This window comes from Streptomyces sp. NPDC059169, assembly GCF_042755225.1.
Lineage (GTDB): Bacteria > Actinomycetota > Actinomycetes > Streptomycetales > Streptomycetaceae > Streptomyces.
This window is the reverse complement of sequence record NZ_JBHZCF010000005.1, coordinates 25,414-41,069: the sequence shown is the minus strand read 5'-3', so window position 1 is coordinate 41,069 and position 15,656 is coordinate 25,414. Positions and strand designations below refer to the sequence as shown.

At 72.0% G+C, this 15,656-nt stretch carries 18 protein-coding genes; 5 read left to right on the top strand and 13 right to left on the bottom strand.

Annotated elements, in window-relative coordinates; translation table 11 throughout:
• Positions 1-76: 76 nt before the first annotated feature.
• From ACFXOM_RS10885 to ACFXOM_RS10875, 3 genes are all read right to left on the bottom strand, one after another.
• A complete protein-coding gene (locus ACFXOM_RS10885) occupies positions 77-1,162 on the bottom strand; it encodes a prephenate dehydrogenase (RefSeq protein WP_384940434.1) in 1,086 nt (361 codons plus the stop codon).
• Positions 1,159-1,521 carry a chorismate mutase gene (gene aroH / locus ACFXOM_RS10880; RefSeq protein ID WP_384940436.1) on the bottom strand — a complete coding sequence of 121 codons (363 nt, stop codon included), beginning with the start codon at positions 1,519-1,521 and terminating at the stop codon, positions 1,159-1,161. Before aroH ends, ACFXOM_RS10885 begins: the two co-directional genes overlap by 4 nt.
• Before the next feature lie 119 nt (positions 1,522-1,640).
• Positions 1,641-2,072, bottom strand: coding sequence for a YidB family protein (locus ACFXOM_RS10875; protein ID WP_384943926.1), 432 nt, complete (start codon positions 2,070-2,072; stop codon positions 1,641-1,643).
• 161 nt (positions 2,073-2,233) lie between these two features.
• Here ACFXOM_RS10875 and ACFXOM_RS10870 point away from each other — a divergent pair, with 161 nt between their 5' ends.
• Genes ACFXOM_RS10870 through ACFXOM_RS10855 form a run of 4 tightly spaced genes read left to right on the top strand, consistent with a single transcriptional unit; the run spans position 2,234 to position 4,759 of the window.
• A complete protein-coding gene (locus tag ACFXOM_RS10870; RefSeq protein WP_384943928.1) occupies positions 2,234-2,911 on the top strand; it encodes a hypothetical protein in 678 nt (225 codons plus the stop codon).
• 20 nt (positions 2,912-2,931) lie between these two features.
• Positions 2,932-3,549 (top strand): DUF6529 family protein, encoded by a 618-nt coding sequence (locus ACFXOM_RS10865; RefSeq protein WP_384943929.1) that lies wholly within the window; start codon positions 2,932-2,934, stop codon positions 3,547-3,549.
• Positions 3,546-4,034 carry a Rieske (2Fe-2S) protein gene (locus ACFXOM_RS10860; protein WP_384943931.1) on the top strand — a complete coding sequence of 163 codons (489 nt, stop codon included), beginning with the start codon at positions 3,546-3,548 and terminating at the stop codon, positions 4,032-4,034. The genes ACFXOM_RS10865 and ACFXOM_RS10860 overlap by 4 nt, the downstream gene beginning before the upstream one ends.
• Positions 4,035-4,066: 32 nt before the next feature.
• Positions 4,067-4,759, top strand: a complete 693-nt coding sequence (locus ACFXOM_RS10855) for a DNA polymerase beta superfamily protein (protein WP_384943934.1) — start codon at positions 4,067-4,069, stop codon at positions 4,757-4,759.
• Between the two features lie 155 nt (positions 4,760-4,914).
• On the opposite strand, the gene ACFXOM_RS10850 is transcribed toward ACFXOM_RS10855, so the two are convergent.
• Genes ACFXOM_RS10850 through pnuC form a run of 5 tightly spaced genes read right to left on the bottom strand, consistent with a single transcriptional unit; the run spans position 4,915 to position 9,202 of the window.
• The gene (locus tag ACFXOM_RS10850) at positions 4,915-5,703 is read right to left on the bottom strand and encodes a DNA polymerase beta superfamily protein (protein ID WP_384943936.1); all 789 of its coding nucleotides are present in this window, start codon (positions 5,701-5,703) and stop codon (positions 4,915-4,917) included.
• A gap of 3 nt (positions 5,704-5,706) precedes the next feature.
• Positions 5,707-6,729 carry an ADP-ribosylglycohydrolase family protein gene (locus ACFXOM_RS10845; RefSeq protein WP_384940449.1) on the bottom strand — a complete coding sequence of 341 codons (1,023 nt, stop codon included), beginning with the start codon at positions 6,727-6,729 and terminating at the stop codon, positions 5,707-5,709.
• A complete protein-coding gene (locus ACFXOM_RS10840) occupies positions 6,726-7,466 on the bottom strand; it encodes an NUDIX domain-containing protein (RefSeq protein WP_384943938.1) in 741 nt (246 codons plus the stop codon). The genes ACFXOM_RS10845 and ACFXOM_RS10840 overlap by 4 nt, the downstream gene beginning before the upstream one ends.
• Positions 7,467-7,472: 6 nt before the next feature.
• Positions 7,473-8,552: an AAA family ATPase gene (locus ACFXOM_RS10835; protein WP_384940453.1), complete on the bottom strand. Its 1,080-nt coding sequence runs from the start codon at positions 8,550-8,552 to the stop codon at positions 7,473-7,475.
• On the bottom strand, positions 8,549-9,202 hold the full coding sequence (gene pnuC / locus ACFXOM_RS10830) for a nicotinamide riboside transporter PnuC (RefSeq protein WP_384940455.1): 654 nt from the start codon (positions 9,200-9,202) through the stop codon (positions 8,549-8,551). Before pnuC ends, ACFXOM_RS10835 begins: the two co-directional genes overlap by 4 nt.
• A gap of 217 nt (positions 9,203-9,419) precedes the next feature.
• Here pnuC and ACFXOM_RS10825 point away from each other — a divergent pair, with 217 nt between their 5' ends.
• Entirely contained in the window at positions 9,420-10,469 is a 1,050-nt protein-coding gene (locus tag ACFXOM_RS10825) for a 1-aminocyclopropane-1-carboxylate deaminase/D-cysteine desulfhydrase (RefSeq protein WP_384940457.1), read from the top strand.
• Between the two features lie 459 nt (positions 10,470-10,928).
• Here the strand turns inward: ACFXOM_RS10825 and ACFXOM_RS10820 are convergent, their stop codons facing one another.
• The 5 genes from ACFXOM_RS10820 to ACFXOM_RS10800 are packed head-to-tail and all read right to left on the bottom strand — an operon-like array spanning position 10,929 to position 15,570.
• A complete protein-coding gene (locus ACFXOM_RS10820) occupies positions 10,929-12,002 on the bottom strand; it encodes a pseudouridine synthase (RefSeq protein ID WP_384940459.1) in 1,074 nt (357 codons plus the stop codon).
• Positions 12,002-12,610, bottom strand: coding sequence for an SMC-Scp complex subunit ScpB (scpB, locus tag ACFXOM_RS10815; protein WP_384940461.1), 609 nt, complete (start codon positions 12,608-12,610; stop codon positions 12,002-12,004). The genes ACFXOM_RS10820 and scpB overlap by 1 nt, the downstream gene beginning before the upstream one ends.
• A complete protein-coding gene (locus ACFXOM_RS10810; RefSeq protein ID WP_385037690.1) occupies positions 12,607-13,833 on the bottom strand; it encodes a segregation/condensation protein A in 1,227 nt (408 codons plus the stop codon). The genes scpB and ACFXOM_RS10810 overlap by 4 nt, the downstream gene beginning before the upstream one ends.
• A gap of 43 nt (positions 13,834-13,876) precedes the next feature.
• Positions 13,877-14,455, bottom strand: coding sequence for a hypothetical protein (locus ACFXOM_RS10805; protein ID WP_385037689.1), 579 nt, complete (start codon positions 14,453-14,455; stop codon positions 13,877-13,879).
• Positions 14,440-15,570, bottom strand: a complete 1,131-nt coding sequence (locus ACFXOM_RS10800; protein ID WP_384940466.1) for a ParA family protein — start codon at positions 15,568-15,570, stop codon at positions 14,440-14,442. The genes ACFXOM_RS10805 and ACFXOM_RS10800 overlap by 16 nt, the downstream gene beginning before the upstream one ends.
• Between the last annotated feature and the right edge of the window lie 86 nt (positions 15,571-15,656).

The following is a 15,656-nucleotide window of genomic DNA, read 5'->3' as shown; positions in this document are numbered from 1 at the left end:
CGGGCCCGGGCGGTGCGCCCGGGGCCGGTGTCGGGCAGTGGGCGGGCCGGGGCGGGTGCCGGGCAGTGGGGGGGTCCTACTGACGCAGGGCCCAGCCGCGCTCCCGCAGGGCCGCGGACAGCACCGGAGCCGCGGCGGGCTCGACCATGAGCTGCACCAAGCCGGCCTGCTGGCCGGTGGCGTGCTCGATGCGGACGTCCTCGATGTTGACGCCCGCACGGCCGGTGTCCGCGAAGATGCGGGCGAGCTCACCCGGCTGGTCGCTGATGAGGACCGCGACGGTCTCGTAGGCGGTCGGGGCGGCCCCGTGCTTGCCGGGCACCCGCTCCCGACCGGCGTTGCCGCGTCGCAGCACGTCCTCGACGCCGTTCGTGCCGTCCTTGCGCTCGTCCTCGTCGGAGGACTGCAGGGCTCGTAGGGCGCGGACCGTCCCGTCGAGGTCGGCCGCGACGCCTGCGAGGACGTCGGCGACCGGCCCGGGGTTGGCCGAGAGGATCTCCAGCCACATCGAGGGGTCGGACGCCGCGATCCGCGTCACGTCCCGGATGCCCTGTCCGCACAGGCGCACCGCGGTCTCGTCGGCGTCCGCGAGGCGGGCCGCGACCATGGACGAGATCAGCTGCGGGGTGTGCGAAACGAGCGCGACCGCCCGGTCGTGGGCGTCGGCGTCCATCACCACCGGCACGGCGCGGCAGAGGGCGACCAGCTCCAGGGCCAGGTTCAGCACCTCGGTGTCGGTGTCCCGGGTCGGGGTGAGCACCCAGGGACGGCCCTCGAAGAGGTCGGCGGTCGCGGCCAGTGGTCCGGAGCGCTCCTTGCCGGACATCGGGTGCGTACCGATGTACGCAGACATGTCCACGCCGAGGGCCTCGAGCTCCCGACGCGGACCGCCCTTGACGCTGGCGACGTCGAGGTAGCCACGGGCGGTCGCGGCGCGCATCGCCTCGGCGAGGGTGGCGGGCACGTGGGCGGGCGGTACGGCGACGACGGCGAGGTCGACGGGCCCTTCGGGTGCTTCGTCCGTGCCCGCACCGAGCGCCGCCGCGGTCCTCGCACGAGCCGGGTCGTGGTCCCTGAGGTGCACCGTGACCCCGCGGCCGGACAGCGCCAGCGCCGCGGACGTGCCGATCAGTCCGGTTCCGATGACGACGGCGGTTCTCACTGGGCGATGTCCTTGCGGAGGGCGGCCGCGGCACCGAGGTACACGTGCGCGATCTTCGACTTGGGCACGTCGGACTCGATGTGCGCGAGGATCCGCACGACGCGCGGCATGGCACCGTCGACGTCCAGCTCCTGCGCGCAGATCAGCGGAACGTCGACGATCCCCAGCGCGCGGGCCGCCGCGGCCGGGAAGTCGCTGTGCAGATCGGGCGTGGCAGTGAACCAGATGCTGATCACATCGTCCGCCGCGAGCCGGTTGCGTTCCAGGATGGCGGTGAGCAACTCGCCGACCCGCTCGTCCATGTGACCGGACTCGTCCCGCTCCAGCTGGACGGCTCCCCGGACGGCTCGTACCGCCACTTCGTGCTCCTTCACGCTCGGCAAGTGCTCCGACCAGCCTAGTCAGCGGTCCGGGAACGCCGCCGCGGCGCCCGTCCTCCGAGACCGGGGGACGGTCGCCACGGCGCGTTCGAGTGCGGTCAGGACCGCCGCGCCCCGAAGAGCTCCTCCAGCGAGTGGGCCTGCGGGAGGTGCCCGTTCGGGGTCAGCCTGTCGACGGCCTTGGGCAGGAACTGGGCGATCTCGTCCGCGGCCTGCTGCGTGGACACACCCGCCTCCTGGGCGACCTTCTTCAGGGTGTCATCCGGCAGGGCTTCGGCGATCTGGGCACCGTTGACCGGCTTGTTCTCGCCCGTTCCGATCCAGGACTGGGCCTGTTCGACGAGTCCGGACCTGCTGAGGCTGTCCATGAGGCCGCTGAGCGGGCTGCCGTTGGACGACGCCGTCGTGGCCTCGTCACCTCCGTTGAACGCGGCGAGCAGTGCACCCAGGATCTTTCCCGCGCCGTTCTGACCGCTCTGACCGCTGCCCAGCAACGAGCCGATGAGGCTACCGAGATCGTTTCCCGCCATGGTCCTGCCTTTCGAGGGACGAAAAGGGAAAACATCGACAATGTCACCCGAGGCGAACACTGCCGCCACCCGGACCATCACGGAGCGCGATCGGTGGACACGTAACGTCGCGTCCGTTTCCATGGAGTCGCCCCTACCCGCCGTCCCTGCGGAAGACTCCGATGAAGCACCCAGGACCGCTGGTCACCCTGCTCGCCGGGCTGGTTCTCGGCCTGTTCATGCTGTCGCTCAACGCCACGACCGGTGAACCCGCGCCCTCGTCGGCGGCCAGCACGGCTCCCAGCACCCCTGGGCTGCCGAGCCCGAGCCCGAGTTCGAACCCCGCGTCGCCGACGCCTGCCCGCACCCCGCCGTCGACTGCGGTCTCCAGTGCCCTGCCGCAGGCCGAGTACACGGGCCGGACCGGGGACGGCACCGCGTCCGTCGCCGTTTCGGTCCGCGGCGACAAGGCCATCGCGTACTTCTGCGACGGCCGCACCCGGGAGGCGTGGTTGCGGGGCCCCGTCGAGGCCGACGGGGACATGCACCTGACGGGGGAGACCGGCGCCAGGCTGGACGGCAATCTGACCGGGGGCGAGGTCACCGGAGCAGTCAGGATCGGCGACCGGACCTGGCCGTTCACGGCCGCGGAGGCGAGGAAGCCGGCAGGGCTGTACCGGGCCGCCGCCGAAGTGCGCGGAGCCCGGCTCAAGGGCGGTTGGATCATCACCCGGGACGGCCGCCAGGTCGGCATCGTCAGCCGCGACGGCAAACCGGCAGCCGCTCCGCCGATCGACCCGGCCACCGGAGCCGTCACCGTGGACGGCACCCCGCTGACCGCACGACCCGTCGTCCCCTGACCATCCGACCGAGGTACCCCATGACCGTGGACCCGAATGCGCCGGGCGGCGCATACCCGCCACCGCCACCGCCGCCACCACGTCCGCCCGCGCCCGGGGCGGCAGCTCCCGGTGCGGCGCGCTATCTCGTCCCTGCACTGGTCGCGGCGGCCGTGGCGGTCGGTCTCGGGGCGTACGGAAGCGTGCACGCCCCGTCCGGGACCGCCTTCAATCTGGCCGGCTTCAGCAGCCCGAGTGCGGTGAAGGCCTGGCTCGCCACGGCGGCGCTCACCCTCGGACTCGTCCAGCTCGTCACCGCGCTCACGATGTACGGGCAGCTGCCGGGCGTGCGGGCCGGGGACTGGACGCCCGCACTGCACCGTTGGTCGGGCCGGGCGGCGTTCCTGGTGACCGTGCCCGTGGCCGTGCACTGCCTGTACGCACTGGGCTTCCAGACGGCGACCCCGCGGGCTCTGTGGCACTCGTTGCTCGGCTGCTTCTTCTTCGGCGCGTTCAGCGCGAAAATGTTGCTGTTGCGCATGGAGCGACTGCCGGGGTGGCTGGTGCCAGTCGTCGGCGGGCTGGTCTTCGCGTCGCTCGCGATGCTCTGGCTGACCTCGGCGCTTTGGTTCTTCCGCACGTTCGGAGTGACGAGATGAAGGAACGCGACCATGGGAGCGACCACGTGAGCGGCAGTGCGGCAACCACCCGCCGCACGGTCCTGGTGACCGGCGCCGCCGCCGTGGTGGCGGGGTGCACCCGGTACGGGGAGAAGAGCGGCGGCGAGTCCTTCGCCCCGGCCTCGCCGCCGTCGCCGCCCACCGCACGGACGCCGGGCAGCGCCCCGCCACCCGCGGGCGAGCCGTTGGGCACCACCGGGGAGGTGCCCGAAGGGGGCGGCAAGGTCTTCGCCGCACAGAAGGTCGTGGTGACCCAGCCGGTGCAGGGTGACTTCAAGGCGTTCAGTGCGATCTGCACCCACCAGGGCTGCACCGTGAACGAGGTGGCGAACGGCACCATCGACTGCCCGTGCCACGGCAGTAGGTTCCGCATCACGGACGGCTCGGTGGCCCGGGGACCCGCCCAGCGACCGCTGGCACCGAAGCGGATCACCGTGTCAGGGAACGAGATCCGCCTGGTGTAGGGCCTGGCGGGTGCCGCCCGTAGCCTTGCCGCATGACTCCCGAGGGCCTGGTGCGCGACCACATGATCTACTCCTGCGTCATGGGCTCCCGCGCCTTCGGCCTGGCGACGGACGACAGCGACACCGACCGCCGCGGCGTCTTCCTCGCCCCGACGCCGCTGTACTGGCGCTTCGACAAGCCCCCGACACACGTCGAGGGTCCCGCACCGGAGCAGTTCTCCTGGGAACTGGAGCGCTTCTGCGAGCTGGCGCTGCGCGCCAACCCGAACGTCCTGGAGTGCCTCCACTCCCCGCTCGTCGAGCACGTGGACGACACCGGACGTGAACTCCTGGCGCTGCGCGACGCGTTCCTGTCCCGCCAGGTCCACGTGACGTTCGCACGCTACGCGGCCGGGCAGCGCCGCAAACTGGAAGCGGACGTCCGACAGCACGGTGCGCCCCGTTGGAAGCACGCCATGCACCTGGTGCGCCTGCTGGCGAGCAGCCGCGACTTGCTGCGCACGGGCCGGCTCGCCGTCGACGTCGGCGGCGACCGCGACCGGCTGCTCGCGGTGAAGCGGGGCGAAGTGCCGTGGGAGGAGGTCGAGTCCCTGATGAACCGCCTCGTCGCGGAAGCGGACGCCGCCGCGCTCAACACCCCGCTCCCGGACGGGCCGGACCGGGCCCGCGTGGAGGACTTCCTGGTGCGCACACGGCGTGCATCAGCCGGCCTGTCCGGGCCCTGACCACACGGCTGCTGACGCCCCGTGACACGCGCACGGAGGTGTGCGCACGGGGACGACGCCCGTCGGCACCCGCCGCTGACGCCCCGTGGCACCGGCCCGGCGGCCGGCAGGAGGAACCGGATGGCGAGCCCCGGTGAGGGACGCCGGCCTCCGACTCAGGCAGGAGACGCGTCGCGCTGCGCGGGCACCGCAGCAGCGCGCTCGGTGCGGGCCCTCACCACGAAGTCGTGCAGGGCGGCGGTCGCCGACTGCTCGGCCGGCAGGGACGTCTCGGCCTGTGCCTCGTCCAGAGTGGCGTGCAGTGAGTCGACGTCCGTGCCGACGGAAGCGGTGTCGATCACCGCCCGGCCGTGTTCGGCGTCCGCCTTCGCCGCGATGAGCTCGGGCAGGTACGCCGGTGCCTTCACCTCCTGCAGGAGCGTGGGGAGGTGGGGCTGCACCTCGCCGGTGCGCATCAGGTGAATACCGGTGAGCAGCGCCCGGAACGTGTAGAGCAGCGCCTTCAGTTCGCCGTTCTTGTCGAAGAGACGCCGTTGGGTGCCCGCGAAGCCGCGGTAGTGGTGCGCGTGGTGGCTGGTCAGGACCGTAGGCGCGAGCGACACGAGCTCCGCGTGCGCGTCCGTCGTGTGGACCACGAGGGGGGAGAGCAACTGCTCCAGGACATAACCGTTGCGCCGCAGCATCAACCGGACGAACTTGCGCAGGTCGTGGCTGACGAGGTCCATCTCGATCCCGTCCCGTTCCCACATCCGGGACCGGGTCTCCTCCGGCTCGCGGAGCCCGATCAGCCGCTCCACGGGCAGCAGATGCGCTCCCCTGATGTCGACGTCCGAGTCCCTGGACGGAAATCCGTACAGGTGGGCACCCGAGACGGTGGCGAACAGCAGGGGATCGGGCTGCTCGTCGACGATGGGTGCGAGGTCCATGCCGAGGGCGTCCACCATGGATCAAGCATCCCAGAGCGCCCCCAGTGTCAACAGTTCGCTGCGGTACTCGATGCGCTCCGCCCATTCCTTGGGCCAGGCCGACGCCCCCAGGTGCGCCCCCGCGAACGCCCCGGCCAGGCAGGCGATCGAATCGGAGTCGCCCCGGGTGCAGGCCGCGCGCCGGAGCGCCGTGACGGGCCGCTCGGGGAAGAGCAGGAAGCAGTGCAGGGCGGTGGCGAGCGCTTCCTCCGCGACCCATCCGTCTCCGGTCGCCAGGCACGGGTCGGCCTCCGGGTCGGGGTCGCGCAGTGCGGAGGCGAGTCGTTCGAGGGCCACCAGGCACTCGTCCCAGCCGCGCTCGATGAACGCCTCGGGCGTCGCGTCGTGGGCGTACGCCCACAGGTCACCGAGCCAGAGGTGGTCGTAGCGGGATCGGTTCTCGTACGCGTAACCGCGTAGCCGCCCGACCAGACCCTGCGGTTCCGTGCCCTGTGCCAGCAGGAACACGGCGCGGGCCGTGAGGTCGGAGGCGGCGAGGGCGGTCGGATGGCCGTGGGTGAGTGCCGCCTGCAGCTGGGCGGCGCCGGATCGCTGTCCCTCACTGAGGCCCGGTACGAGCCCCACGGGTGCGACCCGCATGTTGGCACCGCAGCCCTTGGACGCGATCTGGCTGGCCTCCTGCCAGGGCATGTCGCTGTCCAGCTTGTGGCAGGCGACCAGGCAGGTGCGGCCGGGGGCCCGGTTGTTGGCCGGGGAGTGGTACCAGTCGACGAACTCCTCGCGCACGGGCCGGGTCAGTCGCAACGGAGTGAGCAGCCCCCGGCCCATCGCGGTGCGTATGCCGCGTGCGAGGGCCAGGGTCATCTGGGTGTCGTCGGTGACGACCGCGGGCTGCGGCAGCGCCATCTCGCGCCACGGCCCGCATTTGGCGAGGATCGACGGCACGTCGTTGAACTCGGTGGGGAAGCCCAGTGCGTCGCCGAGCGCCAGTCCGGTCAGGGTCCCGGTGGCAGCCTGCTTGGTGATGGTCCTCGTGGCGGTCATGTCGAATGCCGTCCTTCCGGTCGCAGCAGTGGAGGATGCAGGGCGTTCGCCGGCCCCGCCCGGTAGAGCGCGGCCGGTTTCCCACGGCCGCCGGTCAGGCGCGCTCCTCCCGCGACGGCCTCGACGAAGCCCGGTGTGGTGAGGACCTTGCGCCGGAAATTGGGACGGTCGAGTTCGACGCCCCAGACGGTCTCGTACACCTGCCGCAGCTCGCCGAGGGTGAACTCGGCGGGGCAGAAGGCAGTGGCGAGGCACGTGTACTCGAGCTTGGCACCGACGCGGTCGTGGGCGTCGGAGAGGATGCGGTCGTGGTCGAAGGCGAGCCGTCCGTGGCTCCGATAGGGCGTCCACTGGGCGTGAGCGGCATCGCCCCCGCCCTGCGGCTCGGGCAGATCGGGGACGAGGGCCGCGTACGCCACGGACACGACACGCATCCGGGGGTCGCGGTCCGGGTCGCTGTAGGTGCGCAGCTGTTCGAGGTGGAGTGCGGCAGCGGTGTCCGCCGCCAGGCCGGTTTCCTCGGCGAGTTCGCGGCGGGCGGCCTGGCCGGCCGATTCACCGGGCAGGATGAACCCCCCGGGAAGGGCCAAGTCGCCTTTGTACGGCTCCTGGCCGCGTTCGATGAGCAGCACCTGGAGCTCGCCGTCGCGCACCGTGAAGACGGCGAGGTCGACGGTGACGGCGAAGGGCGGGAAGGCGTGGGGGTCGTAGGTTGCGGGACCTGGTTGCTCGCTCACGGCCGTTCACCGCCTCTCGGGGAGCGGACCGGCGAACTGCCAGCCCTCCGCGAGGAGTTCGTCGACGGCCGACACCGCCTTCGCCAGGCGCTGCTCGCGCGAGCCGCTGAGGGTGGCGAACCTTCGGCCGGTGCGGGCGAGTCGGTCGGCGAAGCGCGCGGTCATCCAGGGCCGCAGGTGCTCGCCGTCCCGCAACCCGTCGTCCTCGAAGGGCACCCCCCGGTGGTCGGTGAGCAACCACAGGTCACCGCGGCCCCGCGCGGCGATCTCGGCGACCTCTTCGTGCGGGGCCCCCAGGTAGCGCTCGTGCCAGACGGTCGTGGCGAACGCGTCGGTGTCGCAGACCAGTACCGGTGAGCCGGTACGGGCCGCCGCGTCCTCCCGTTCGGTCTGCCGGCGTGCGATCAGCGGGAAGTCGTCGCTGTGGAACCGGACGTCGGACCAGGTCGCCCCGGGCTGTTCGGCCCGCAATGCGGCGAGCTTGTGCTCGCTGAACTCCCTGCCGTACTCGGCGACGCAGGCCGTGCGGGACCAGACGCCACCCCGTGCCCTGAAGTGCGCGGTGAGCGCCCTGGCCAGGGTCGTGGTGCCGGTCGATTCGGCTCCGAGGACGACGACCCGGCGGGCGAGGGCGGCGCGCACCGGAGGTTCGAGGTAGTCCCAGCAGCCGACCGGGTCCTTGCGCACGGCCGTGCCGGAGACGGGGAAGACCGTACGGTCGGCGTCGACGCAGACGGCGTCGGCGCGGAACCTGCGCCCCAGCTCGGGCCCGTACGGCTCGGAGGTGAAGACGGCGTCCACTCGGCCGGGAACGGCCGCGCGGAACACCGCCATGTGCGCGTCCCAGACGGCCGGGTCGGTCAGGTCGACGGGGGTGTTGTCGATGGCGCCCACGACCCGGACGTCGGGGTGCACTTCACCCATCCATGCCATGCGGTCTTCCAGGGGGACCGATTCGACGGAGGAGGCGCAGACGAGCACGGTGAGGCGCTCGCAGCGGTCACGCGCGGTGCGCACGAGGTGGTGGTGTCCCGCGTGGGGCGGGTAGAACTTGCCGAGCACCAGGCCGTGCCGGTAGCGCGTCATGCCGCCACCTCCACCGGACGTGGGTGCCCTGCGGTCAGATCACGGGACCAGGCGCGCAGTCCGTGTACGCACAGGGCCAGGAATCCCGCGTAGAGCAGTGCGGTGAGGTACAGCTCCTTGTACGCGTACAACGGTACGTACACGACGTCCGCGGCGATCCACAGCCACCAGGATTCCACCCGTTTGCGGCACTGTCCGTACGTCGCCACGAGGGAGAGCACGGTGGTGGTCGCGTCCCAGAAGGGGACGGTCGAGTCGGTGGTGCCGCGGAGGAGCAGCGTCAGGCCGAGGGTGCCCACCACCCCCGCCGCGAGCAGCCACGCCCATTCGGCGCGCGCGGTGCGACGTACCGGCAGGACGTCGGAGCCTGGTCCACCCCCGTGGGTCCAGGTCCACCAGCCGTAGGCGGCGAGGGTGATGAAGACGACCTGCAGCACCGCATCGGCGTACAGGCCGGCCTGGGTGAACAGCAGGACGAACAGGACGTTGTTGGCGATGCCGATGGGCCAGTTGGCGATGTGCTGACGGGCGACGAGCCAGACGCAGAGCGCACCGCTCGCGAAACCGAGGACTTCGGTCCAGCTGACCGGGGTGCCGAGCCAGGTGAACAGCGGTCGCTGCAAAGGCTCCACCACATCCGCGAGGCCCACTCCACCCTCCTTAAGAGTCAAGTTGACTATAAAGGCAAGGAGAGGTGAGGACAAGCGCCCGGGGAACCGGCGTCCGGGCCACGGGCAGCGACGTGCTCCTGTACGCCCCGGAGGGCCACCGCTAACCTGACCGGGCGCGCCAACCGACGAACCGCACCGTGCACACGCCCCGTGACATTTGGTGCGTCCCGCCGACCTCCCCGAAGGGACAGCCGGAATGACCGCGCTGCTGCACGGGCGGTGTCCGCAGTTGGCCGTTTCCCTGCCGCACGTCCCGCTCGGCGACGGCCCGACCCCCGTGTTCGAGCTGCCCGGGGTCGCGGACGGCGCCTCGGTGTGGTGCAAGGACGAAAGCGGGTTCGGCTCGGGGGGTTGGGGCGGCAACAAGGTCCGCAAGCTGGAGTGGATCCTCCCCGACGTGCACCGACGGGGCGCCCGCACGATCCTCACCGTGGGTGGTCTCGGCACGAACTGGGGCCTGGCTACTGCCCTCTACGCCCGGGAGCAGGGACTGCACACCGCCATCGCGCTGATCGACCAGCCGGTCGACGACCACGTGCGGGAGCAACTCGCGCGGTTGCGGCGCTCGGGGGCGGCGTTGCACTTCACCCGCACCAAGGGCCGGACCGTCGCTTCCGCACCGTGGCTCTTCCTACGGCACACCAGGCGCGGCCGCCGGCCGTACTTCCTGCCGGCAGGCGGCTCCGCCCCGATCGGAACCCTCGGATACGTCGAAGCCGCCTTCGAGATCGCGGAGCAGGTGTCGACGGGGGTCCTCCCCGAACCCTCCCACGTGGTCACCGCCGTCGGCTCGGGCGGAACGGCCGCGGGCCTCGCTCTGGGACTGCGGCTCGCGGGGCTGGAGCGCACCCGAGTGGTCGGCGTGGTCGTCAACGACACGCTCCGGCTCGACGCGTACTCCGTCGTCACCCTGGCCCACCGGACGGAACGGCTGCTCCGCGACCGGGGCGCGGACCTTCCGCCGGCCCGACTCGCCCCCGGTGACGTGACGATGGTGCGGGACTGGTTGGGGCCGGGATACGGACGCACCACCCCGCAGGCCCGCGCGGCGCACCGCCTCGCGGAGGGCGGCGGGTGGTTGCGCCTCGAACCCGTCTACACGGCGAAGGCCTTCGCCGCGACCCTCGCCATGGCAGGGGACCGCCGCCTCGGCAGCGGCCCCGTCCTGTTCCTCCAGACGCACGGACCGCGGGACGAGGACCGCGGCGCCGGGCTCGCGCGGAAGCATGACGACGCCGCGGAATGACGGACGCGGCCCGGTCCGCCGCGCGGCCCGCCGGGGCAACGCTCCGCGGGACCCGGCCACGTTGCGACGCGCTCCAGCCCCACGGCACCGGCGGAGCTCCTCGCAGCCCCCCCTGCGCGTCCCGCGCCCACGAGCAGGGAGACGGGCCCACGCCCGAGCGGGCGCGGTGGCGGGCGCCCGTCTCCAGCCCGTCCGACGGGCACGGACCGGCACGCCGGCAGCGCCGACCGTGCGGACCCCGTTCCCGCCTTCGCAGACCGCTGGACCCGGACGGAGCCCAGGGGGCACGGCAGGCTCCCACCCGGAGGCGGCGCGCCCGCGTCCCGCCGGGAACCACGGCACCGTGCGAGCAGCAGGACCCGGCTGCTGTCGCCGGCCGTGCCCCGCGGGCAACGAAGTCACCCGCGGCTCGCTCCGCGACCGCGCCGGACGTTGCCGGACCTCGGTGCCGCGGCCCTGTTAGAGGCCGACCTCCTTCATCAGCATGCCGACCTCGGTGTTGGTCAGCCGGCGCAGCCAGCCCGACTTCTGGTCGCCGAGCGTGATCGGGCCGAAGGCGGTGCGGACGAGCTTGTCGACGGGGAATCCCGCCTCGGCCAGCATGCGGCGGACGATGTGCTTGCGGCCCTCGTGGAGCGTGACCTCGACCAGGTAGTTCTTGCCGGTCTGCTCGACGACCCGGAAGTGGTCGGCGCGCGCGTAACCGTCCTCCAGCTGGATGCCGTCCTTGAGCCGACGGCCCACCTCACGCGGAAGCGGTCCCTGGATGGCGGCCAGGTAGGTCTTCTGGACGCCGTACTTGGGGTGGGTCAGCCGGTGCGCGAGCTCGCCGTGGTTGGTGAGCAGGATGATGCCCTCGGTCTCGGTGTCCAGCCGGCCCACGTGGAAGAGGCGGGTCTCGCGGTTGGTGACGTAGTCACCGAGGCACTGGCGGCCGTCCGGGTCCTCCATGGTGGAGACGACACCGGCGGGCTTGTTCAGCGCGAAGAACAGGTACGACTGGGTGGCGACGGTGAGCCCGTCCACCTTGATCTCGTCCTTCTCCGGGTCGACCCGCACGCCCTGTTCGATGACGATCTTTCCGTTGACCTCGACGCGGCCGGCGTCGATCAGTTCTTCGCAGGCACGGCGAGAGCCCATGCCGGCCCTGGCGAGCACCTTCTGCAGCCGCTCGCCCTCCTGGTCACCGAAGGTCTTGGGCGTAGAGACGCGGGGCTTGTTCGCGTACCGCTCGCGGTTGCGCTCCTCCGAGCGGGCGTCGTACTCGCGGGAGCGAGCCGGGGCCGTGCGGCCGCCGCGCTGGGCGGGCTGCTTGGGCCCGCCCTTGGCGCCTCCGCGGGCGGCACTGCCCCTCCCCCGCTTCGGACCGTCGGACGAAGAACCGCCCACGTCGTAGCGGCGCTCCTCGGGACGGGGCTTGCCCGCACGCTTCTGCTTGTCGTCGCGCGATCCTCCGGCCTTCGGCCGGGCGGTGCCCCCTTCCGCCCCCCGGTGGTTGCCGCGTCCGCTGCTGTTCCTGCCGCTGCTTCGCATCAAAGTTCCGTCGTCGTCGTGTCGTCTGCATCGGTGTCCGGAGCGTCCGGATCGAACGACGGGACTCCTTCCAGCGTCTCGGCCTCGATCGCCTCCGCCTCGGGGAGGAAGGGCGCGAGCTCCGGGAGCTCGTCCAGGCCGCGCAGGCCCATCCGCTCCAGAAAGTAGTTCGTCGTCCTGTACAGGATCGCACCTGTTTCGGGTTCCGTGCCCGCCTCGTCGACCAGACCGCGCTGGAGGAGGGTGCGCATGACGCCGTCGCAGTTCACGCCGCGGACCGCGGAGACCCGGGAACGGCTGACCGGCTGGCGGTACGCGACCACGGCGAGGGTCTCCAGGGCGGCCTGGGTGAGCCGTGCCTGCTGCCCGTCGAGGACGAAGCGCTCGACCGCCGCGGCGTGCTCGGGGCGGGTGTAGAAGCGCCATCCGCCGGCGACGAGCCGCAGCTCGAAGCCGCGCCCCTGCACGGCGTACTCGTCCGCGAGCTCGCGGAGGGCGTCCGCGACCTGTCGCCTGGGCTGCTCCAGCACCTTGGCGAGGTGCTCTTCGGTGGCCGGCTCGTCGACGACCATGAGGACGGCTTCGAGGGCGGGCTTGAGGTCACTCATGCCGTGTCCTCCGTGTTCTCGGGGGCTCGGTCGAATTCATCGGTGACGGTGGCCGACGCATCGCCGCCGGACCAGGTGACGACGAGCTCCCCCAGCGCGTCCTCCTGGTCCAGGGCCACGGCCTTCTCCCGGTAGAGCTCCAGGAGGGCGAGGAAGCGGGCGACGATGGTGAGGGTGTCGCCGACGTCCGCGACGAGGTCGCGGAAGCTCGCCCTGCCGCGCTCCCGGAGCAGCCGGACGACCACTTCGGCCTGCTCCCGCACGCTCACCAGCGGCGCGTGGATGTGATCGACGTACACGGCGGGCTTCGGCCGGGGCTGCATCGCTTTGACCGCGAGCTTGGCGAAGCCCTCCGCGCCGATGTTGATGACCACGTCGGGCAGCAGCTCGGCGTGGTGGGGTTCCAGCCCGACGGTGCGGGGGTAGCGCTTGGCCTCCGCTTCGAGCCGGTCGTTGAAGATCTCGGCGATCTGCTTGTACGCGCGGTACTGGAGCAGCCGGGCGAAGAGCAGGTCCCGGGCTTCCAGCAGCGCGAGGTCGGCCTCGTCCTCCACCTCGGCGGCCGGGAGCAGTCTGGCCGCCTTCAGGTCGAGCAGGGTCGCGGCGACGACCAGGAACTCGGTGGTCTGGTCGAGGTCCCAGTCGGGACCCATGGCCCGGATGTGGGCCATGAACTCGTCGGTGACCTTGGAGAGGGCGACCTCGGTCACGTCCAGCTTGTGCTTGGAGATCAGCTGGAGCAGCAGGTCGAACGGTCCTTCGAAGTTCGCGAGCCGTACGGTGAAGCGGCCGTCGTCGGCCGGGCCGGGTTCCCTCTCACCGGGGCCTGCTGCGGCCACCGCGGGAACGTCGGCGGCCTCGTCCGCCGGGACCGGCGGGCCGGCGGGCACCACCGGCTCCCCCTCCTCGGGGCGCGTTGCGCCGCCGGTGGCGGCGGTGCCGGCCGCCGCCTGCGGGAGCACGCCATCCGCTTCACCGCTCCCGGGCGTCGGCGCTGCGACCGGCTCCCCGGACGAGTGGGGCGCCTCGGCCGGGGCCGACACGGCCTCGCCGGCTGCGTGGTCGGGGTGTGCGTCCACCTCCGGGACGAGTACCGCTCCGGGCGTCGTGGGACGGGGCGCGGTGCCCGGACCGCGGCCCAGGGAGCGGCGGCTCGGGCGCAACGGCGCGGGTGACCCCCCGCCCGGAGGCTCGGGGGTGGCTGCGGCGTCAGTCGGGGGCATCGTGGTCCAGGGGCGGAAGGAACGTCGCGCGCAGGCTACCCCGTCAGCGACCGCGCAGGCGCCGCACCAGGATGCTCGCGTCGCCCCGGGACTCCAGGTCTGCCAGGACGACCGCCACCGCTTCGCGGACGATGCGTCCGCGGTCGACGGCGAGACCGTGCTCGCCGCGGAGCACCAGACGTGCGTGCTCGAGGTCCATCAGTTCCTCGGCCGAGACGTAGACCGTGATCTTCTCGTCGTGCCGTTCGCGGCCGCTGGGCCGCCGGCCGGGGGTCCGGCCCCCGCGGCGGCGCGGCGCCGCGGGCTCCTGCGGGCGCCGGCCCTTCGTTCCTTCCGGCGCTCCGACTGCGGCACCGGCGGCTGCCGGCTTCTCGTCCTCCGCGGCGCGGCTCCGCGGTTCTGCCCCCTCCGCCTCGGTGGCGGAGGAATGTTCCTCCAGTGCGGTGGAGGAGGGTGGGGACGGGGCGTGCTCGACCGGGTCGCTCTCCCCCGCCGGCCCGGGTACGCGTGCCTCGCCGTTCGCGCCGGCCGCACCCCGCCGTGGGGAGGACGACTGCAGCGCCATGCCCCCGGTCGTACGGAACAACTCGTCGGCGCCGGGCAGACTCACTCGGCGTGACACCGGGCGAGCACCTCCCTGGCGAGCTGGCGATACGCGGCGGCGCCGACGGAGTTGGACGCGTACGTGGTGATGGGCTCGCCGGCGACCGTGGTCTCCGGGAAGCGCACGGTGCGACCGATGACGGTGTGGTAGACGTGGTCGTCGAAGGCCTCGACCACGCGCGCCAGCACCTCACGGCTGTGCACCGTGCGAGAGTCGTACATCGTGGCGAGGATGCCGTCGAGCTCCAGCTCGGGGTTGAGGCGCTCCTGGACCTTCTCGATCGTCTCGGTGAGCAGTGCGACGCCGCGCAGCGCGAAGAACTCGCATTCCAGCGGCACGATCACCTTGTGAGCGGCCGTCAGGGCGTTCACGGTCAGCAGACCGAGCGACGGCTGGCAGTCGATGACGATGTAGTCGTAGTCCTGCAACAGCGGCTTCAGCGCGCGCTGCAGCGTCGACTCGCGCGCGACCTCGCTCACCAACTGCACCTCGGCGGCCGAGAGGTCGATGTTGCTCGGCAGCAGGTCCATGTTGGGCACGGCGGTCTTCAGCAGGACCTCGTCCGCGGACATGCCCCGCTCCATGAGCAGGTTGTACACGGTGAGGTCGAGCTCCATCGGGTTCACGCCGAGGCCGACCGACAGGGCACCCTGCGGGTCGAAGTCGACGAGCAGCACCCGGCGTCCGTACTCGGCGAGCGCGGCACCCAGGTTGATGGTCGACGTCGTCTTGCCGACGCCGCCCTTCTGGTTGCACATCGCAATGATCTTCGCGGGACCGTGTTCGGTCAGCGGGCCCGGGATCGGGAAGTACGGGAGCGGCCGCCCGGTGGGACCGATGCGCTCGCGGCGCTGGCGGGCGGCGTCGGGGGCGAGCGTGGCCGCGTACTCGGGATCGGGCTCGTACTCGGCGTCGGGATCGTAGAAGTGCCCCTCGGGCACCTCGTCGCAGTCGGCGAAGTGGGTGGACTCTCGGCCACTCTCGTTGCCGGCCATGGCGTTCACGTGTTGGCCGTCCATCATCTTCATCGTGTGGGCTGTCGTCGTCATGTGCTGGCTGGTCGCGAGGGTTCGGACAGCGACGGAGCCGACAGCTTCGAGCCCGGACACAGGGCCCTGGTCCTGCGCTGGCATTCCTGCATGACCACCCCCGGGAGAAAATGTCGACTCATTCACAAGTCGTCTTACCTCCTTGGACGTGACCAGGAAACTTATCGATA

What these genes read in the sequence shown, in the direction of transcription:
- ACFXOM_RS10855 (WP_384943934.1), top strand. Translation starts at nt 4,067, where the DNA reads ATGACTCCCGAGGGCCTGGTGCGCGACCACATGATCTACTCCTGCGTC.
- ACFXOM_RS10865 (WP_384943929.1), top strand. Translation starts at nt 2,932, where the DNA reads ATGACCGTGGACCCGAATGCGCCGGGCGGCGCATACCCGCCACCGCCA.
- scpB (WP_384940461.1), bottom strand. Translation starts at nt 12,610, where the DNA reads ATGAGTGACCTCAAGCCCGCCCTCGAAGCCGTCCTCATGGTCGTCGAC.
- ACFXOM_RS10825 (WP_384940457.1), top strand. Translation starts at nt 9,420, where the DNA reads ATGACCGCGCTGCTGCACGGGCGGTGTCCGCAGTTGGCCGTTTCCCTG.
- ACFXOM_RS10800 (WP_384940466.1), bottom strand. Translation starts at nt 15,570, where the DNA reads ATGCCAGCGCAGGACCAGGGCCCTGTGTCCGGGCTCGAAGCTGTCGGC.
- ACFXOM_RS10820 (WP_384940459.1), bottom strand. Translation starts at nt 12,002, where the DNA reads ATGCGAAGCAGCGGCAGGAACAGCAGCGGACGCGGCAACCACCGGGGG.
- ACFXOM_RS10875 (WP_384943926.1), bottom strand. Translation starts at nt 2,072, where the DNA reads ATGGCGGGAAACGATCTCGGTAGCCTCATCGGCTCGTTGCTGGGCAGC.
- ACFXOM_RS10845 (WP_384940449.1), bottom strand. Translation starts at nt 6,729, where the DNA reads ATGACCGCCACGAGGACCATCACCAAGCAGGCTGCCACCGGGACCCTG.
- ACFXOM_RS10850 (WP_384943936.1), bottom strand. Translation starts at nt 5,703, where the DNA reads ATGGTGGACGCCCTCGGCATGGACCTCGCACCCATCGTCGACGAGCAG.
- ACFXOM_RS10870 (WP_384943928.1), top strand. Translation starts at nt 2,234, where the DNA reads ATGAAGCACCCAGGACCGCTGGTCACCCTGCTCGCCGGGCTGGTTCTC.
- ACFXOM_RS10835 (WP_384940453.1), bottom strand. Translation starts at nt 8,552, where the DNA reads ATGACGCGCTACCGGCACGGCCTGGTGCTCGGCAAGTTCTACCCGCCC.
- ACFXOM_RS10810 (WP_385037690.1), bottom strand. Translation starts at nt 13,833, where the DNA reads ATGCCCCCGACTGACGCCGCAGCCACCCCCGAGCCTCCGGGCGGGGGG.
- ACFXOM_RS10860 (WP_384943931.1), top strand. Translation starts at nt 3,546, where the DNA reads ATGAAGGAACGCGACCATGGGAGCGACCACGTGAGCGGCAGTGCGGCA.